This window comes from Nonomuraea deserti, from assembly GCF_004348685.1.
In the GTDB taxonomy this organism is placed as follows: Bacteria; Actinomycetota; Actinomycetes; order Streptosporangiales; family Streptosporangiaceae; genus Nonomuraea; species Nonomuraea deserti.
Map to the genome: position 1 here is coordinate 22,709 of NZ_SMKO01000048.1, position 15,260 is coordinate 37,968.

General features: G+C 72.1%; 16 protein-coding genes. 2 read left to right on the top strand and 14 right to left on the bottom strand.

The features are described 5' to 3' along the window. Window positions 1–7: 7 nt before the first annotated feature. The 11 genes from E1292_RS19550 to E1292_RS19600 form a co-directional block, all read right to left on the bottom strand. A complete protein-coding gene (locus E1292_RS19550; RefSeq protein WP_132596662.1) occupies window positions 8–898 on the bottom strand; it encodes a dihydrodipicolinate synthase family protein in 891 nt (296 codons plus the stop codon). Next, a complete protein-coding gene (locus E1292_RS19555; protein WP_132596663.1) occupies window positions 895–2,262 on the bottom strand; it encodes an aminopeptidase P family protein in 1,368 nt (455 codons plus the stop codon). The genes E1292_RS19550 and E1292_RS19555 overlap by 4 nt, the downstream gene beginning before the upstream one ends. Continuing rightward, window positions 2,259–3,560 carry an alpha/beta fold hydrolase gene (locus E1292_RS19560; RefSeq protein ID WP_132596664.1) on the bottom strand — a complete coding sequence of 434 codons (1,302 nt, stop codon included), beginning with the start codon at window positions 3,558–3,560 and terminating at the stop codon, window positions 2,259–2,261. The genes E1292_RS19555 and E1292_RS19560 overlap by 4 nt, the downstream gene beginning before the upstream one ends. Then, on the bottom strand, window positions 3,557–4,369 hold the full coding sequence (locus E1292_RS55430; protein WP_132596665.1) for an ATP-binding cassette domain-containing protein: 813 nt from the start codon (window positions 4,367–4,369) through the stop codon (window positions 3,557–3,559). Before E1292_RS55430 ends, E1292_RS19560 begins: the two co-directional genes overlap by 4 nt. Continuing rightward, entirely contained in the window at window positions 4,366–5,175 is an 810-nt protein-coding gene (locus tag E1292_RS55435; protein ID WP_132596666.1) for an ABC transporter ATP-binding protein, read from the bottom strand. The genes E1292_RS55430 and E1292_RS55435 overlap by 4 nt, the downstream gene beginning before the upstream one ends. Beyond that, window positions 5,172–6,167, bottom strand: coding sequence for an ABC transporter permease (locus E1292_RS19575; RefSeq protein ID WP_132596688.1), 996 nt, complete (start codon window positions 6,165–6,167; stop codon window positions 5,172–5,174). Before E1292_RS19575 ends, E1292_RS55435 begins: the two co-directional genes overlap by 4 nt. Then, window positions 6,167–7,099 carry an ABC transporter permease gene (locus E1292_RS19580; protein ID WP_132596667.1) on the bottom strand — a complete coding sequence of 311 codons (933 nt, stop codon included), beginning with the start codon at window positions 7,097–7,099 and terminating at the stop codon, window positions 6,167–6,169. The genes E1292_RS19575 and E1292_RS19580 overlap by 1 nt, the downstream gene beginning before the upstream one ends. Then, entirely contained in the window at window positions 7,100–8,788 is a 1,689-nt protein-coding gene (locus E1292_RS19585; protein ID WP_132596668.1) for an ABC transporter substrate-binding protein, read from the bottom strand. Beyond that, window positions 8,785–10,701, bottom strand: a complete 1,917-nt coding sequence (locus tag E1292_RS19590; protein WP_132596669.1) for a glycoside hydrolase family 127 protein — start codon at window positions 10,699–10,701, stop codon at window positions 8,785–8,787. Before E1292_RS19590 ends, E1292_RS19585 begins: the two co-directional genes overlap by 4 nt. Before the next feature lie 181 nt (window positions 10,702–10,882). Next, window positions 10,883–11,185 carry an alpha-amylase inhibitor gene (locus tag E1292_RS19595; protein WP_132596670.1) on the bottom strand — a complete coding sequence of 101 codons (303 nt, stop codon included), beginning with the start codon at window positions 11,183–11,185 and terminating at the stop codon, window positions 10,883–10,885. A 45-nt stretch (window positions 11,186–11,230) separates the two neighbouring features. Then, window positions 11,231–11,518 carry an alpha-amylase inhibitor gene (locus E1292_RS19600; RefSeq protein WP_132596671.1) on the bottom strand — a complete coding sequence of 96 codons (288 nt, stop codon included), beginning with the start codon at window positions 11,516–11,518 and terminating at the stop codon, window positions 11,231–11,233. A gap of 115 nt (window positions 11,519–11,633) precedes the next feature. On the opposite strand from E1292_RS19600, the gene E1292_RS19605 reads away from it, so the two are divergent. Beyond that, window positions 11,634–12,167, top strand: a complete 534-nt coding sequence (locus tag E1292_RS19605) for a P-loop NTPase family protein (RefSeq protein WP_220446941.1) — start codon at window positions 11,634–11,636, stop codon at window positions 12,165–12,167. Between the two features lie 19 nt (window positions 12,168–12,186). On the opposite strand, the gene E1292_RS19610 is transcribed toward E1292_RS19605, so the two are convergent. After that, on the bottom strand, window positions 12,187–12,927 hold the full coding sequence (locus E1292_RS19610) for a GntR family transcriptional regulator (protein WP_132596672.1): 741 nt from the start codon (window positions 12,925–12,927) through the stop codon (window positions 12,187–12,189). A gap of 121 nt (window positions 12,928–13,048) precedes the next feature. On the opposite strand from E1292_RS19610, the gene E1292_RS19615 reads away from it, so the two are divergent. Then, a complete protein-coding gene (locus E1292_RS19615) occupies window positions 13,049–13,840 on the top strand; it encodes an inositol monophosphatase family protein (protein WP_132596673.1) in 792 nt (263 codons plus the stop codon). On the opposite strand, the gene E1292_RS19620 is transcribed toward E1292_RS19615, so the two are convergent. Then, a complete protein-coding gene (locus E1292_RS19620; protein WP_132596674.1) occupies window positions 13,784–14,536 on the bottom strand; it encodes an HAD family hydrolase in 753 nt (250 codons plus the stop codon). The two genes, E1292_RS19615 and E1292_RS19620, sit on opposite strands and share 57 nt — an antisense overlap. Then, on the bottom strand, window positions 14,533–15,207 hold the full coding sequence (locus E1292_RS19625; RefSeq protein ID WP_246090207.1) for a GntR family transcriptional regulator: 675 nt from the start codon (window positions 15,205–15,207) through the stop codon (window positions 14,533–14,535). Before E1292_RS19625 ends, E1292_RS19620 begins: the two co-directional genes overlap by 4 nt. Window positions 15,208–15,260 lie beyond the last annotated feature (53 nt).

The following is a 15,260-nucleotide window of genomic DNA, read 5'->3' on the forward strand; positions in this document are numbered from 1 at the left end:
GGAAGGGCTACCGGTAGCCCTTCGCCAGCACCTCCCGCGTGTCACGGGTGATCCGGGCCGCCAGCTCGGAGGGGAGCGCGGTGCGTGGCGGGCGGCAGACGCCGCCCTTGCGCCCCGCCAGGTCCATCGACAGCTTGATGGACTGCACGAACTCCGTCTTGGAGTCCCAGCGCAGCAGCGGGTGCAGGTCGCGGTAGACGGGCAGCGCCTTGTCCAGGTCGCCGGAGGTGGCCAGGCGATAGAGCTCGACCGTGGAGCGCGGGATCATGTTGGGGTAGCCGGCGATCCAGCCGACCGCCCCGGCGATGCCCAGCTCCAGCAGCACGTCGTCCGACCCGATGAGCAGGTCGAGCCCGGGTGCCCGCTCGGACAGCTCGTACGCCCTCCGCACGTCGCCGGTGAACTCCTTGACGGCGACGATCAGCCCTTCCTGGTGCAGCTCGGCCAGCAGGTCGGGGGTGAGGTCCACCTTCGTGTCCAGCGGGTTGTTGTAGGCCACGACCGGCAGCCCCGCCCTGGCGACCTCCCGGTAGTGGCCGACCACGGCCTGCCGGTCGGCGCGGTAGGCGTTCGGCGGCAGCAGCAGCACGGACGCGGCGCCCGCCTCGGCCGCCTGCTCGGCCCAGCGCCGCGCCTCGGCCGCGCCGTAGGCGGCCACGCCGGGCATGACGTGGAAGCCGTCGGGGGCGGCCTCGATGGCGGTGCGCACCACGCGGGCGCGCTCGTCGTCCGTGAGCGTCTGGTACTCGCCGAGCGAGCCGTTGGGGCAGACGCCGTCGCAGCCGCCCTCGGCCAGGAACCGCACGTGCTCGGCGTAACCGTCGTAGTCGACGGACAGGTCCTCGTTGAAGGGCAGCGCGGTCGCGACGTGCACGCCGTGCCAGACGGGGGCGTTCATGATCTCTCCTTGTTCCAGTTCTCCAGCCCGCTCGCGTCGATGGGCAGGGCGGCGGAGAGGTTCTCCGCGCCGCCCGCCGTGACCAGCAGGTCGTCCTCGATCCGCACGCCGATCCCGCGCAGCTCCGGGGGGAGCGTGCGGTCGTGGGCGTGGAAGTACAGTCCCGGCTCGACGGTGAGCACCATCCCCGGCGCCATCTCCGCGCCGTGGTACGCCTCGGGGCGGGATCGCGCGCAGTCGTGCACGTCCAGGCCCAGGTGGTGGCCGATGCCGCAGACCAGGTAGCGGCGGTGGTGCTGGCCGCGCTCCGACAGGGCCTCGTCCACCGAGACCGGCAGCAGCCCCCAGTCGTGCAGCCCGCGCGCGATGACCTCCATGGCCGCGTGGTGGAAGTCGGTGAAGCGGCGGCCCGGCGCCACCTGCGCCAGCCCCGCCCGGTGCGCCCGCTCGACCAGGTCGTGCACCTGCCGCTGGGCGGGGGAGAAGGCGCCGGAGACGGGGAAGGTGCGGGTGACGTCGGCGGTGTAGTGGCTGCGCACCTCCACGCCCATGTCGAGCAGCAGCAGCTCGCCGGGCGTGACGGGGCCGTCGCAGCGCACCCAGTGCAGCGTGGGGGCGTGCGCGCCGCCGCCGACGATGGTGGCGTAGCCGGGGCCGTTGCCGTGCGTCCTGGCGTAGCGGTCGAAGGTGCCCTGCAGCCAGCGCTCGCCGCCGCCCGCCACCGCGGCGGGGATCTCGGCGAGCACCGCGGCGAAGCCCTCCACAGTACGGTCGACGGCCTCGCGCAGCCGGGCGGTCTCCCACTCGTCCTTGATCATGCGCAGCTCGGCCAGCACCCGCCCGAGCTTCTCGGACGGCCCCTTCGGCGGCTCCGTCCAGCCCGGTCCCGCGAGCAGCGCGCCGCCCGGCGGCCCGGCGAACTCCGGCAGCGGCCGCACCTCGACCCCGAGCGCCCTGGCCCACTCGGCCAGGGACGGCGAGGGGCCGACCCACAGCTCGCCGTAGGCGGCGTCGGCGTAGAAGCCCCGGTCGCCGGGGCGGGCGGGCGCGGGCAGGTACAGGGTGGCCTCCCCGCCCGCGACGACGGCCACGGCGTTCTCCACCGCGCAGCCGGTGAGCCAGTAGAAGTCGCTGTCCACGCGGAAGTCGTAGGCGGTGTCGTTGCTGCGCACCGGCGCCCGGCCGGCCGCCACGACGGCGGTCGTGCCGGGCAGCGCGGCGGCGAGCCTGGCCCGGTGGGCCGCGGCGGCCTCGGCCGCGCCGGGCTCCAGCGCGGGCGTGCGGGCGGGGGAGTCCCAGCCCTCGGCGATGTACGCGGCGAACGCGGGGATCTCCGTCAGCTTGGGCAACCGGCCGTCGGTCACGGCGTGATTCCTCCTCCTAGGTCGCGGACGAGCCCGGTCAGCCGGGCGAAGACCCGGTCGTCGCCGATGCCGTCGTGCTCGTACTCGTTGGTGACCCACGCCTGGGTGTTGCCGACCAGGGCGGCGGTGTCCAGTTGCAGGCCGGCGTCGACGTACATGTCGTCGAAATAGACGGCGGCGGCCACCGGCACCTCGTTGGCGGCCAGCCGGTCCAGGTCGTACAGCGGTGGCCACGTGGCGCGCTCGGCGAGCAGCTCGACGGCCGGGCCGAAGGGGCGCAGCGCGCGGATCTCCCTGAACATCCAGGGGTAGATCATCTCGCCGGTGAACAGCAGCGGCCTGGCGTCCTCGGCGAAGGCGGGATGGCGGGCGCGTTCCCGCTCGGCCGCCCACGCCGTCGCGCCGGGCCCCGAGCCGTAGATGCTCTCCTGCAGCGCCGCGAACAGCGGGTTGTCGGCGTAGGAGGAGCGGGCCAGCACCTGGTGCAGGAACGTCTCCGGCAGGTCGCCGCGCCCGTCGGGCAGGACGTTCTCGGGCAGGGCCTCGTCGAGCAGCCAGTGCATACGCTCGTAGCCCGGCTTCATGCCGAAGTCGACGCCGAGCGACTGCAGCCGCCGCACGGTGAGGGTGTCGCCGTCCGGCAGCGGCACGTCGCCGGCGGCCAGTCGGTCGGCCAGCCGGCCGGCGGTCTCCACGTGGTGCGGGTAGCGGCGGTAGAACGCGTCGTTCTTGGCCGCCACCCGGGGATAGGTGCGCCGGTAGACCTCCGAGGCGTCGGGGTCGAGCGAGGGCAGCCCGCCCGCCACGTAGCAGGCGCTCAGCCCGCCGGGCGCGCGGGAGAGGTACGTCAGGGTGAGGAAGCCGCCGTAGCTCTGCCCCAGCGTCGACCAGCGCCGCCCGCCGAACACGGTCGTGCGCAGGTGCTCGGCGTCGGCCACGATCGAGTCCGCGCGGAAATGGGCCAGGTGGCCGGCTCCCTCCCGCGGGCTGAGCGCGCTCATCACGCGCCCGTCGACGCGCGAGCTGCGGCCCGTGCCGCGCTGGTCGAGCAGGATCACGCGGTACGTCTCCAGCGCCCGCCCGAGCCAGCCCGACGTGCCGGTGGGTCGCGGCCCCTTGCCCCCGGGGCCGCCCTGCAGGTAGAGCAGGCACGGCAGGTCCTCGCCGTCGCGCGCCGGGTCCACCACCTCCCGGGCGAACACGCTGATCGTCGCCTCCGGGTGCGACCAGTCGAGCGGAACCTCCACGACGTGGTCGCGCATCCGCATCCCGGGGATCGTGTAAGTCGCGGTGATCAAATTTTCTCCCTCCTCCGGCGTTCCCACTCCGGGTCGATGCGCGGGATGGCCGCCAGCAGCGTGCGCGTGTACTCGTCCTGGGGGTCGTCGAACACCTGGCCGGTCGTCCCGAGCTCGACGATCCGGCCCTTGCTCATCACGGCGACGCGCTGCGCGATCTGCCGCACCACGGCCAGGTCGTGGGCGATGAACACGTAGCTGAAGCCGCTCTCGCGCTGGAGCCGCCGCAGCAGCTCGATCACCTGCGCCTGCACGGACACGTCCAGCGCCGACACGGCCTCGTCGCAGATCACCAGCCGGGGGTTGACGGCCAGCGCGCGGGCGATGCCGATGCGCTGCGCCTGCCCGCCGGAGAACTGCGCCGGGTAGCGCAGCGAGTGGTCGGGGTTGAGCCCGACGCGCTCCATCAGCTCCTTGGCGTGCGCCCGCCGGCCGCCGTTGGGCGCGATGCCCTGGTAGACCAGCGGCGCCATGAGGATGCGCTCCACCGTGTGCCGCGGGTTGAGCGAGGAGAACGGGTCCTGGAAGACGACCTGGACGTTGCCGCGGAAGCGGGCCAGCGCCGCCCCCTTGGCGTGGGTGACGTCCTCGCCCTCGAACTCCAGCGTGCCCTCGCTCGGCTCCAGCAGCTTGGCGATCATCCTGGCGGTCGTCGACTTGCCGCTGCCCGACTCGCCCACCACGGCCAGCGTCTCGCCCAGCCGTACGTCGAAGCTGACCCGGTCGACGGCCGTGAACCCGGCCTTCGCGCCGAGCGGGCCGCGGGCGACGAAGCGTTTGGTCAGGTCCTTCGCGCGCAGCAGCGTCATGCGCTCACCTCGTCGAGGGGGTCGTCGATGCGGGGGATGCTGTCCAGCAACATCCGGGTGTAGTCGTGGCGGGGCTCGGCGAAGACCTGCTCGGCGGTGCCGTACTCGACCTGCTCGCCGCGCCGCATCACCAGCACGCGGGTGGCGATCGAGCTGATCACGGCCAGGTCGTGCGTGATGAACACCATGCCCATGCCGCTCTGCCCGCGCAGGTCGGCCAGCAGGCGCAGGATCTGCGCCTGCACGGTCACGTCCAGGGCCGTGGTCGGCTCGTCGGCGATCAGCAGCGACGGCGAGCACACCAGCGCCATCGCGATCATGATGCGCTGCCGCTGCCCGCCGGAGAACTGGTGCGGGTAGTGGCGCGCCCGCCGCTCGGGGTCCGGCAGCCCCACCTGGCGCAGCGCGCCGGTGACGACCTCGCGCGCCGCCGCGCGCGAGCCGCCGCGGTGCGCGCGGTAGAGCTCCTCGATCTGCAGGCCGACCGTGTAATACGGGTTGAGCGACGACAGCGGATCCTGGAAGATCATCGACATCCGGTCGCCGCGCAGCCGCCGCAGCTCCCTGGCGGAGGCGCCGAGCACCTCGGTGCCGTCCAGCCGGATGCTGCCGCGGGTCGTGGCGCCCCTGGGCAGCAGGCCCATGATCGCCAGGCTGGTCATCGACTTGCCGGAGCCCGACTCGCCGACGATGCCGACCGTCTCGTCCCTGCCGACGGTGAAGGAGACGTCCTTCACCACGTCGACGGGGCCGCGCGTGGTGGGGAAGGTGACGGTGAGGTCCTCTACGACCAGCAATTCGCTCATCTCGCCGTGATCCTCACTCTCGGGTCCAGCCTCGTGTAGACGAGGTCCACCACCACGTTGCCGATCACCACGAAGAACGCCGCCAGCAGCGTCACCGCCATGATCACCGGCTGGTCGTTCTTGGCGATCGAGTCGGCGGCCATCTTGCCGACCCCGTTCAGCCCGAACACCGTCTCGGTGATCAGCGCGCCGCCCAGCAGCGCCGCGAAGTCCATGCCGAAGATCGTGGCGATCGGCGTCAGCGCCGGCCGCAGCGCGTGCCTGCGCATGGTCAGCGCCGGGCTGAGCCCTTTCGACCTGGCCGTGCGCATGAAGTTCTCGGCCAGGGTGTCGATCACGTTGGCGCGGGTGAGCCGCGCGTACAGGCAGGCGTAGCCGGTCGCCAGCACGAGCCACGGCATCAGGTACGACTGGAACCAGAGCGCCGGGCCGTCGGAGAACGCCACGGCCTGCGGGAACGGCAGCACCTGGAGCTGCACCACCAGCACGTACTGCAGGGCCAGCGCCAGCACGTAGTTGGGGACGCTGGAGCCGCCCAGCGCCAGACCCATCGCGGCGCGGTCCCACCAGGTGCCCTCCTTGACCGCGCTGAGCAGGCCCGCGACGATCCCGAGGAACAACCAGAGCACCGCCGCGCCGACCGCCACGGTCGCGCTGACCGGCAGCCGCTCGACGACCATGTCCCACACGGACTGGTTGGTCTGGAAGCTGTAGCCCAGGCAGGGCGCGGCGCAGTGCACGAGGTTCGCACCCGCGCCGTAGTCGCGCCCGGCGAAGATCCCGGCGAGGAAGCCGAAGAACTGCGCCAGGAACGGCTCGTCCAGCCCCAGCACGTCGCGGATCTGGTCGATGCGCTCCGGCGTGCACGTCTTCCCGCAGATCATCACCGCCGGGTCGGGCGAGAGCGTGAAGAAGATGACGAAGGTGAACAGGCACACCAGGAAGAGGATCAGCACCACCCCGGCGGCCCGCCCGGCCAGGTAACGCGCCATCACGCGGCCTCCCCGGAGTCGAACGCGGCCCGCAGCCGGTCGCCGAGCACGGTCAGCGACAGCACGGTGAGAAACAGGAACGTGCCGGGGATCGCGAAGTACATCGGGTCGACGGCGTACCAGCCGACCGAACTGGCGATCATCTGTCCCCACGACGGCGTGGGCGGCGCGACGCCGACGCCCAGGAACGACAGGCCCGCCTCGGTGCCGACGTAGCCGGGAACCGCCAGCGTGGTCATGACGATCAGCGAGCTGCGCAGGTTGGGCAGGATCTCCTTGAACACCAGCGCCCCCGTGGAGGCGCCCGAGGCCCGCGCGGCCTCCACGAACTCCCGGTTCGCCAGCGTCATCGTCTGCCCGCGCACCACCCGCGCCAGGTACGGCCAGCCGAACACGCTGATCACCACGACCAGCAGCACCGACCGGTTGCCCTGCGGCAGCGACGACAGGATCGCGATCATGAAGATGAGCGCGGGGAAGGCCATCAGGAAGTCCATGACCCGGCAGATCACCTGGTCCGCCCAGCCCTGGTAGAACCCGGCCAGCATGCCCAGCACCACGCCGAGCAGCGTCGTGAGCGCGGTGGCGGCGAGCGCGATCAGCAGCGACACCCGGGCGCCGTACGCGATGCGGGCGAGGATGTCGCGGCCGTTCTGCGGTTCGACGCCCAGCGGGTGCTCGGCGCCGATCCCGCCCAGCGACCCGTGCGGCACCCCGCCCAGGTCGGTGTTGACCGCGGCGGTGTCGAAGTCGTTCGGGCCGTGCCCGGTGATCGCGCTGATCAGCGGCGCGCAGATCGCCATCAGCACGATCAGCGCCAGGAACGCGCTGCTGAGTACGGCCGCCCTGTCGTGCAGCAGCGCGCCCGCGACCCGCCGGCCCGAGGTGGCGGGCGCGCCCGCCACCTGCTGTGAGTGAGCTGCGACCGTCATCTACTCGGCCGGCTTGGCCAGGCCGACGGAGATGAGGTCGATGCCGCCGGAGAACGAGCTGGACTGGTAGGCGCCCGCGATGTTCGGGCCGACGACGAGGATGAGCTTCTCGTAGGCCAGCGGCACGATCGGCGCCTGCTTCATGATCTCCTTGTCCAGCTCGCCGTAGGCGGCGTTGGCCTCGTCGACGTCGGTCATCGCGGCGATCCCGTCGATCCGCTCGTTGATCGCCTTGTCGTCGATCTGGGCCAGGTTCGCGTTGCCCTTGGTGGTGATGTTGCGGCCGTCGAACAGCGGCGGCAGGAACGTCGCGCCGGAGGCCCAGTCGGGGCACCAGCCGGTGACGGCTGCGTCGTGCTGCTGCGCCGGCGTGCCGATGACCTCGTAGAACGTCGAGGTGTCGATGTTGTTGATCTTGACGTCGATCTTCACCTGCTTGAGCGCGTCCTGGATCGCCACCGCCACCGCCGCCATCTTCGGGTCCGGGCGGGTGTCGAGCGTCAGGGAGAACCCGTTCTCCAGGCCCGCCTCGGCCAGCAGCTTCCTGGCCTGCTCGACGTTGTACGGGTACGGGTCGTAGTCCACGCGGCCCGCGACCGTGGGCGGCTGGATCGAGGTGCCCTTGGCGGCCAGGGCGCTGCCGCCCATCCCCGCGACCACGGTGTCCTTGTTGATCGCGTGATTGATCGCCTGCCGCACCCGCACGTCGTCCAGGGGCTTCTTGGTGGTGTTCAGGCTCATGTACGTGGTGCAGCCGTTGAGCCCGGACAGGGTGCGCTGCTTGATCTGCGGCTGCTGCACCCGGGCCACGGTCGCCGCCTGGATCGACTCGCCGATGGCGTCGGCGTCGGTGCCCTGCCCGGCCAGCATGCGCTCGTCGATCGTGGCCGGGTCCAGGCCGAACGTCCACTCGAAGGCGTCCGGCTTGGCCGCCCGCACGCTGTCGGTCTCGGGCTTCCACTGCGGGTTGCGCACCAGCCTCAGCGAGGAGCCGCGCTGGTAGCTCGCCACCTTGTACGGCCCGCTCGCGATCGGCTTGGTGTCGAACGCCGCGCCCGCCCCCGTGCCCTTGGGGAAGGGCGTGAAGTTGGCGAGCGCCAGCGCGCTCGGGAAGTCGGCGAAGGGCTTCTTCAGGTGGAAGACGACCGTCTTGTCGTCGGGCGTCTCGATGGTGTCCAGGTCGCCGTCGAGGTACGGGCCCTGGTAGTCCTTCGGCGCGTCCAGCAGCAGTTTCCCGTACGGTGAGCCGATCCCGGCCTCCGGGTCGAACGTGCGTGAGAAGCCGAACTTCACGGCCTCGCTCGTGATCGGCGTGCCGTCCTCGAAGAACAGGTTGTCCTTGAGCGTGAACGTCCAGGTCTTGGCGCCGTCGGACGGCGTGCCCGTGTCCGTGGCCAGGTCGGGCACGATCTTCGTGCCCTCGGCGCCCGGACCCGCGCCGAACATCGTCAGCCCCCGGTAGATGAGCCGGTAGAAGTTGTTGACGCCGCCGTCGAAGCCGCGCACCGGGTCAAGGTGGGAGAAGTCCGCCTTGGCCAGGACGTGCACCGTGCCGCCCGTCGCGGGTTCCGCGGCCGGCCCGGCCGCCGCCGTGCCGGGGCCGGGAGCCGCGCCGCCACCCCCTCCGCACGCGGTCAGCGCCAGCACGACGGTCATGGTCACGCTCGCGAGCGCCGCCGATCTCCTCATGTCGCCTTCTTTCCGTTGGTCGCGGGGGTCCTGACCCAGATCCGCATGGCTTGGGGGCCGCGGTTGCCCCACAGGAAGTAGGGGATGAAGGTCGCGGTGACCTTCACTCGCGGGGACGTCTCCTCCAGCGGCAGCTCGGGGTAGAGCTCGGCGGAGGGCGGGGGAGCGGCGCCGGCCGCCACGCGCAGCACGACGGCGCCGTCCCGCCGCTCGATGTTCGCGTTAACAATGTCGGCGACCCCGACCGCCAGGTCATCGACGGGCACCGGGCTGTCCTGCTGCTCGACGCAGTAGACGAGCGGGCCGCGGGCCAGGGCGACCGCGCCCCTGGTGGCGTCGAGGTAGGGGTGGGAGCCGTGCGCCCTGACCGGCATGGGCAGGCGCAGCCGTACCTCGTCGCCCGCCGCCCACGCGCGCCGCAGGGTGATCCATCCGTCTCGCGCCGTCGCGTCCTGCGGCTCGCCGTTGACGGTGACCGTCACGTCCCTGGCCCAGCCGGGGTGACGCAGCACCAGCTCGTACGCCTCGCGCGGCGCCCGCCCGACCGTGAGGCGCACGTCGCCGTCCCACGGGTAACCGGTCTCCATGGCCAGGTCCAGCTCCGAGGTCTCCACCCTGGCCGCGGTGTAGGCGGCGACCAGCACGGCGCCGTCCCGCTCGGCCGCCACGTAGCCGGCGAGCTGGGCCGTCCACCGCACGATGTTGGGCGGGCAGCAGGGGCAGCCGAACCAGGCCCGCCGCAGCGGCTCGCCGCCGGGCTCCGCGCCGCTGCGCTGCTCGTGGTCGGGGCGGCGCTGGAGCGGGTTGTCGTAGAAGAAGGCCGTGCCGTCCGCCGACAGGCCGACGGCGTAGGCGTTGTGGAGCACGCGCTCGAACACGTCCACGTACTTCGCGCCGCCCGTGGCCAGGAACATGCGCCAGGCCCACTGCATGACGGCGATGGCCGCGCAGGTCTCGCTGTAGGCCCGTTCCGACGGCAGCTCGTAGCGGTCGCCGATCGCCTCGTCGGAGTGCCGGCTGCCCAGCCCGCCCGTGATGTACAGCTTGGCCGCCACCATGTCGTCCCACAGCCGCTCCAGCGCCCCGGCCAGCGACGGGTCGCCCGTCTCCAGAAGGACGTCGGCCGCGCCGGCCGCCAGGTAGCCCATGCGCACCGCGTGCCCGGTCACCGACGGCAGCTCGCGGAAGGGCACGTGGTCCTGGAAGTAGTCGCCGGGGAAGATGCGGTGCTCGAGCGCGCCCGTGCCGCGGCGGTCGACGAACCGCGCCGCCTGGGTGAGATAGCCGCGCTCGCCCGTCTCCCTGAACAGCTCGACCAGTGCCATCTCGACCTCGGGATGCCCGCAGACGCCCGCCTCCCCGAACCGGGAGACCACCAGGTCGGCGAAGCGCACCGCCACCCGCAGCAGCCGGTCGTCGCCCATCCGGCGGTGCGCGGCGACGGCGGCCTGGATCAGGTGGCCCAGGTTGTACAGCTCGTGGCCCCAGGCCAGGTCCTCCCACGGCTTCCTGGCCGCCGCCGGGTCCTGGAAGAAGGAGTTGAGGTAGCCGTCGGGGGCCTGGACACGCTCCAGGAGGCCGACGACCTCCTCGTAGAACTCCCGCACCGGCTCCGCGGCGCGGCCGTCGCCCAGGTCGTACGCGAGCCCTTCGAGGGTCTTGTACAGATCGGTGTCGAGGAAGGGGTAGCGACCGCGGTAGGGGGCGGGGTCCGGCTCCAGGAGGCGGCTCAGGTTGGCGACGTTGCCGGCCGCCCTGAGCTGCTCGATGGTGTGCGGGATCGTGGCCGTGCTGTTCCGGCGCCGCCAGTCGTGGAGCAGACCGCCGGTAATGCGCACCCCGGAGACGGGCCGTACCGCTCCCGCGGTCGTACGCACGGCTCCCGCCGTGGGCTTGACCTGCTTAGACGTCATGAACCATCCCAGTAATGTGTGGCATTGCACTGAACCATAAATGTCGGGAAGGTCTGTTGCCAAGGGCTGGGGAAGCACTGGTGACAAGAAGATGACCCGTCCGGAAATTTCCGGACGGGTCGGGAGGTGTAGCGTCAGTTCGGCGCCGCCGGCCGCCGCCGGGGCGCACGGCGGCCGCGTCTCAGCAGGTCCTGAGCCCGTCGAAGCGCTGCGGCCACTCCCACGTGAACTTGCTGTAGCGGCTGCCGGGCTCCTTGTACGTGCAGACGCCGTCCGGCCCGTTGGCCAGCCTGACCCGGAACTCCACGCCCTTGGAGCAGTTGTTCCAGACCCAGAGCTCGTCCTGGGCGCCGTCGTCGTCCAGCGTGTACGCCAGGCAGGAGGGCGCCCGGCCCGAGGCCGCGGCAGCGGCATGGGCGGGCGTGGCGACCGTCGTGGCCGCGAACCCGGCGAGGGCGAGCATGGCGATGGTGGTTGCGCGCATGTCGTGGTTCTCCCTGTTCGTCCGTAAGGGGTCTGTCGGGCGCGGTCAGCAGCTCACGAGCCCGTCGAAGCGGCGCGGCCAGTTCCACCACCACTTGTCGTAGCCGCTGCCGGGCTTCTTGTACTTACAGGGCAAGTCCTGACCGTTGGCGAGCCTGACCTTGTAGCTCTGCGCCCCCTCGCAGGTGTTCCAGACCCACAGTTCGTCCTTGCCGCCGTCGTCGTCGAGCTCGTACGTGAGGCACGACGGCGCCGCCGCCTGCGCGGGGACGGGGGAGACGGCTATGGCGGCGGCCGCGAAGACGCCCGCGGCGATGATCGTTCTGGTACGCATCTTTCCTCTTCCGTCGGTGTCATGGCCGATGACAGGACGGTAGGCGGGGCCGTGTTGAGAACCTGTTGAGTCTCCGTAAGCTCCCTGCGCGCCGCGCGCCGAGTAGATTTGCCCGGTGCGACGCATATCCGTGGTGGGAAACTCCGGTTCGGGCAAGTCGACCCTGGCCGCCGGGCTGGCAGAGCTCCTGGGCGTGCCCTGGCTGGAGCTCGACTCCATCTTCCACATGGCCGGCTGGACGCCCCGGCCCGCCGAGGAGTTCCGCGCCGACGTCGACCGGTTCACCGCCGCCGTCGGATGGGTGGTGGACGGCAACTACTCGGCGGTGCGCGACCTGGTGTGGTCGCGCGCCGACACCGTGGTCTGGCTGGACCTGCCGAGGCGAACGATGATGCGCCGGCTGCTGGGCAGGACGCTGAGGCGCATGGCGACCGGCGCCGAGTTGTGGAACGGCAACAAGGAGTCGTTCCGCTTCCTGCTCGACAAGGACGAGTCGATCCTCTGGCACGCCTGGACCGGCCACACCCGCCTGCGCGAGCTCTTCCGCGAGGCCGCCGCCGACCCGGCCAACGCTCACCTGACCTTCGTCAGGATCGCCTCGCCCGCCGACGTCACGCGCCTGTCGCGCTCGCTCGCGGAGGGCCGCTGAGGGGCCCGTCGTGTCACCCTCAGCGTTCGATGAGGGTGACCTCCAGGGAGTAGTGCGAGGCCCGGTAGACGTGCGAGCCGTGCTCGACGGCCCGGCCCTGGTCGTCGTACGTCGTGCGGATCATGGTGAGCAGGGGGGCGCCGCGGCGCTCGTCCAGCAGCTTCGCCTCGGACTGGCTGGCGGCGCGCGCGCCGATGCGCTGGTTGGCCACCCGCATCCGCACGCCCGCGCCGCGCAGCAGCTCGTAGAGGCCGCGGCCCTCGAGGTCGGCGGCGGTGAGCGGGGCCAGCCCGAGCGGCAGCCAGTTGTGCAGCACGGCCAGCGGCTCGCCGGCCGCGAAGCGCAGGCGTTCGAGATAGAGGATCTCCGTGCCGGCCTCCACGCCCAGGATGCCGGCGATGTCCTCGTCGACCGGGCGCGGCTCCAGGGCCAGCACCTGCGTGGCCGGCTCCTGGCCGGCCCTGCGCAGGTCGTCGTAGAGGCTCGTCAGCTCCACCGAGCGCTTGACCTGCCCGTGCACCACCTGCGTGCCGACGCCGCGCTTGCGTACGAGCAGGCCCTTGTCCACGAGATACTGGATCGCCTGGCGGATCGTGGGCCGCGACAGGCCGAGCTTGTCGGCCAGCAGGATCTCGTTGTCCAGCCGCGAGCCCGGCGCCAGGTCGCCCCGCCGGATCGCCTCGGCGATCTGCTCGGCCACCTGGAAATAAAGCGGCACAGGGCTGGATCGATCCAGGTCGATGGCGAGATCGCGGGTCATGCTGATCAGCTTAACCGAGGTCATAATGTCCTGACAAACAGGTCATGAATGGGCGTGCGGGGCGCTCGGGATTGGGCATGACGGTTGCGATGACCTCGATCGGCTGAAGCTGGAGCCCCATATGGACGTGACCCATCTGCTGGACACCGCCACCGAGGCGGCCAGGGCCGTCGGCCCCCGGCTGCGCAAGGCCTTCAGATCCCGGCCCGGTGTGACCACCAAACGGGACTTCCACGATCCGGTGACCGAGCACGACAGGGCGGCCGAGGAGACCATCCGCGCGGTCATCGGCGCCCGTTTCCCCGGCAGCGTGATCGTGGGGGAGGAGGGCGGCACGACCGGCTCCGGCGACCTCGTCTGGTACGTCGACCCCATCGACGGCACCGCCAACTTCGCCGCCGGGCTGCCGTTCTTCTGCGTGTCCATCGCCGCCGCCGTCGGTGGCGAGCTGGTGGCGGGGGTGGTGTACGACCCGGTGCGCGAGGACGAGTTCACCGCCTCCGCCGACGGCGCCTGGTGCGACGGCACCCCCCTGCGCAGCGCCGGTGCGGCCACCGACCGCGAGGCGATGCTGCTGACGAGCTACCCCTCGCCCCACGACCTGGACGCGGAGGGCGACGAGGCGCTGCGGCGCTACCGGCGTTTCCTCGAGTCCTTCGCCGCCGTGCGCAGGCCGGGCAGCGCGGCGCTGAACCTGGCGCACGTGGCCGCCGGATGGTCCGACGCCGCGTACGGCACCCGGTCCAACCCGTGGGACGTGGCGGCGGGAGCCCTGCTGGTGCGCCAGGCCGGCGGCGTCTATCTGGGAGACCCCCTGGTCCCCGGCGACTACCTGGCGCACGTGGGCGGCTTCGCCTTAGAGGACTCCGCGCTGGCCGAGGTCGCAGAGGAGCCCCGCCAGGCCGGCCAGTGAGGTGATGCGGGGGAACCCGGCGGGCGGCCGCCGCACGCCGAGCCGGTCGAGCCAGACCGAGGGCATCCCGGCCGCCGCCGGCCCCGTCACGTCGTTCTCCACGTCGTCGCCCACCAGCACGACCTCCTCCGGCGCCAGGCCGAGCGCCGCGGCGGCCCCCGTGTACGACGCGGGTGACGGCTTGAAGTGCCCGCCCAGCACCTCGCCCGTCAGCACCGGGCCGACCAGCCCGCCGAGCCCGATCGCCCGGACCTTTGCCTCCTGCACCGGTTGCGCGCCGTTCGTCAGCACGCCGAGCGCATACCCGCCCAGTTCCTTCACCGCCTCCGCAACGTCGGGGAAGGCCGCCCAGCCGCGCCGGTAGCGGTCGGTGAAGTCGGCGTAGGCCGCGTCGAGGTCCCCGGGCTCGGGGACGGCCAGCTCCGCGCAGAGCGCGCGCAGCCGGAGCCGCCGCTGCTCCTGGACCGAGCACTCGCCGCGCTGCCACATCGCCAGGTACGGCCCCTCCAGCTCCGCCCAGAGCGCGGCCACCTCACCCAGCCGGGGATGGCCGGGCGCGCGGGCGGACACCCAGGAGACGATGGCGGCGTCTGCGGCGCCCCGGTGGTCGAGCAGCGTGCCGTCCAGGTCGAACAGCACGCCCTTGACGCCGCTCTCGCCGGCCCTGCCGGGCGGCACGCCCTTGACGCCGGTCATGCCAGGCCGCCCGTCAGCGGGCCGGGAGTCTCCTTACGATATTCGCCGGCGCGGTTGACGTGGTCGACCATGATGCGTTCCGCGGCCGCCCCGTCACCGGCCGCGAGCGCCGCGAGGATGCCCTCGTGCGCCTCCATCTGGGCCTTGACCTGGGCCTCGTCCAGCCAGAGCGACGCCTCGGCCGGCACGGGGAAGCTGTTGCGCACCGATCGGGCGTGCGCGCCCAGGAAGGCTGGGCCGCCGATGTCGACGATGCTCAGGTGGAAACGCCTGCTCTGCTCGCCGAGCAGGTCGTACCTGCCGTGCTCGGCGTCCTCGGCCATCGCGGCGTGCAGCTCGCGCAGCGAGGCCAGCTGCTCCGGAGTGATCCTGGCCGCCGCCAGCCGCGCCCCCAGGCCCTCGACGACCGCGCGCAGGCCGTAGTATTCCGCGAGCGCCTCGTCGCCCAGGTCGACCACGGTCGCGCCGTGGTGCGCCTCATAGCTGATCAGCCGGTCCTTCTCCAGCCTGCGCAGGGCCTCGCGTACGGGCGTGACCGACACCCCGAGCCGTTTGGCCACCTCGCCGGCCCGCAACGCCGTGCCGCCGGGGATCCGCGCGCTGCGGATCTCGTCGAGGAGCACGCTGTAGACGTACTCGGCCTTGCTCATGGGAGGTCGTGGGGTCGGCATGCGTCAAGTGTCTCCCAGAATCCGGACTGATCAGGCGAAAGTCTTGACCTATG

What these genes read in the sequence shown, in the direction of transcription:
- E1292_RS19550 (WP_132596662.1), bottom strand. Translation starts at nt 898, where the DNA reads ATGAACGCCCCCGTCTGGCACGGCGTGCACGTCGCGACCGCGCTGCCC.
- E1292_RS55430 (WP_132596665.1), bottom strand. Translation starts at nt 4,369, where the DNA reads ATGACGCTGCTGCGCGCGAAGGACCTGACCAAACGCTTCGTCGCCCGC.
- E1292_RS55435 (WP_132596666.1), bottom strand. Translation starts at nt 5,175, where the DNA reads ATGAGCGAATTGCTGGTCGTAGAGGACCTCACCGTCACCTTCCCCACC.
- E1292_RS19575 (WP_132596688.1), bottom strand. Translation starts at nt 6,167, where the DNA reads ATGGCGCGTTACCTGGCCGGGCGGGCCGCCGGGGTGGTGCTGATCCTC.
- E1292_RS19580 (WP_132596667.1), bottom strand. Translation starts at nt 7,099, where the DNA reads ATGACGGTCGCAGCTCACTCACAGCAGGTGGCGGGCGCGCCCGCCACC.
- E1292_RS19585 (WP_132596668.1), bottom strand. Translation starts at nt 8,788, where the DNA reads ATGAGGAGATCGGCGGCGCTCGCGAGCGTGACCATGACCGTCGTGCTG.
- E1292_RS19590 (WP_132596669.1), bottom strand. Translation starts at nt 10,701, where the DNA reads ATGACGTCTAAGCAGGTCAAGCCCACGGCGGGAGCCGTGCGTACGACC.
- E1292_RS19595 (WP_132596670.1), bottom strand. Translation starts at nt 11,185, where the DNA reads ATGCGCGCAACCACCATCGCCATGCTCGCCCTCGCCGGGTTCGCGGCC.
- E1292_RS19600 (WP_132596671.1), bottom strand. Translation starts at nt 11,518, where the DNA reads ATGCGTACCAGAACGATCATCGCCGCGGGCGTCTTCGCGGCCGCCGCC.
- E1292_RS19610 (WP_132596672.1), bottom strand. Translation starts at nt 12,927, where the DNA reads ATGACCCGCGATCTCGCCATCGACCTGGATCGATCCAGCCCTGTGCCG.
- E1292_RS19615 (WP_132596673.1), top strand. Translation starts at nt 13,049, where the DNA reads ATGGACGTGACCCATCTGCTGGACACCGCCACCGAGGCGGCCAGGGCC.
- E1292_RS19620 (WP_132596674.1), bottom strand. Translation starts at nt 14,536, where the DNA reads ATGACCGGCGTCAAGGGCGTGCCGCCCGGCAGGGCCGGCGAGAGCGGC.
- E1292_RS19625 (WP_246090207.1), bottom strand. Translation starts at nt 15,207, where the DNA reads ATGCCGACCCCACGACCTCCCATGAGCAAGGCCGAGTACGTCTACAGC.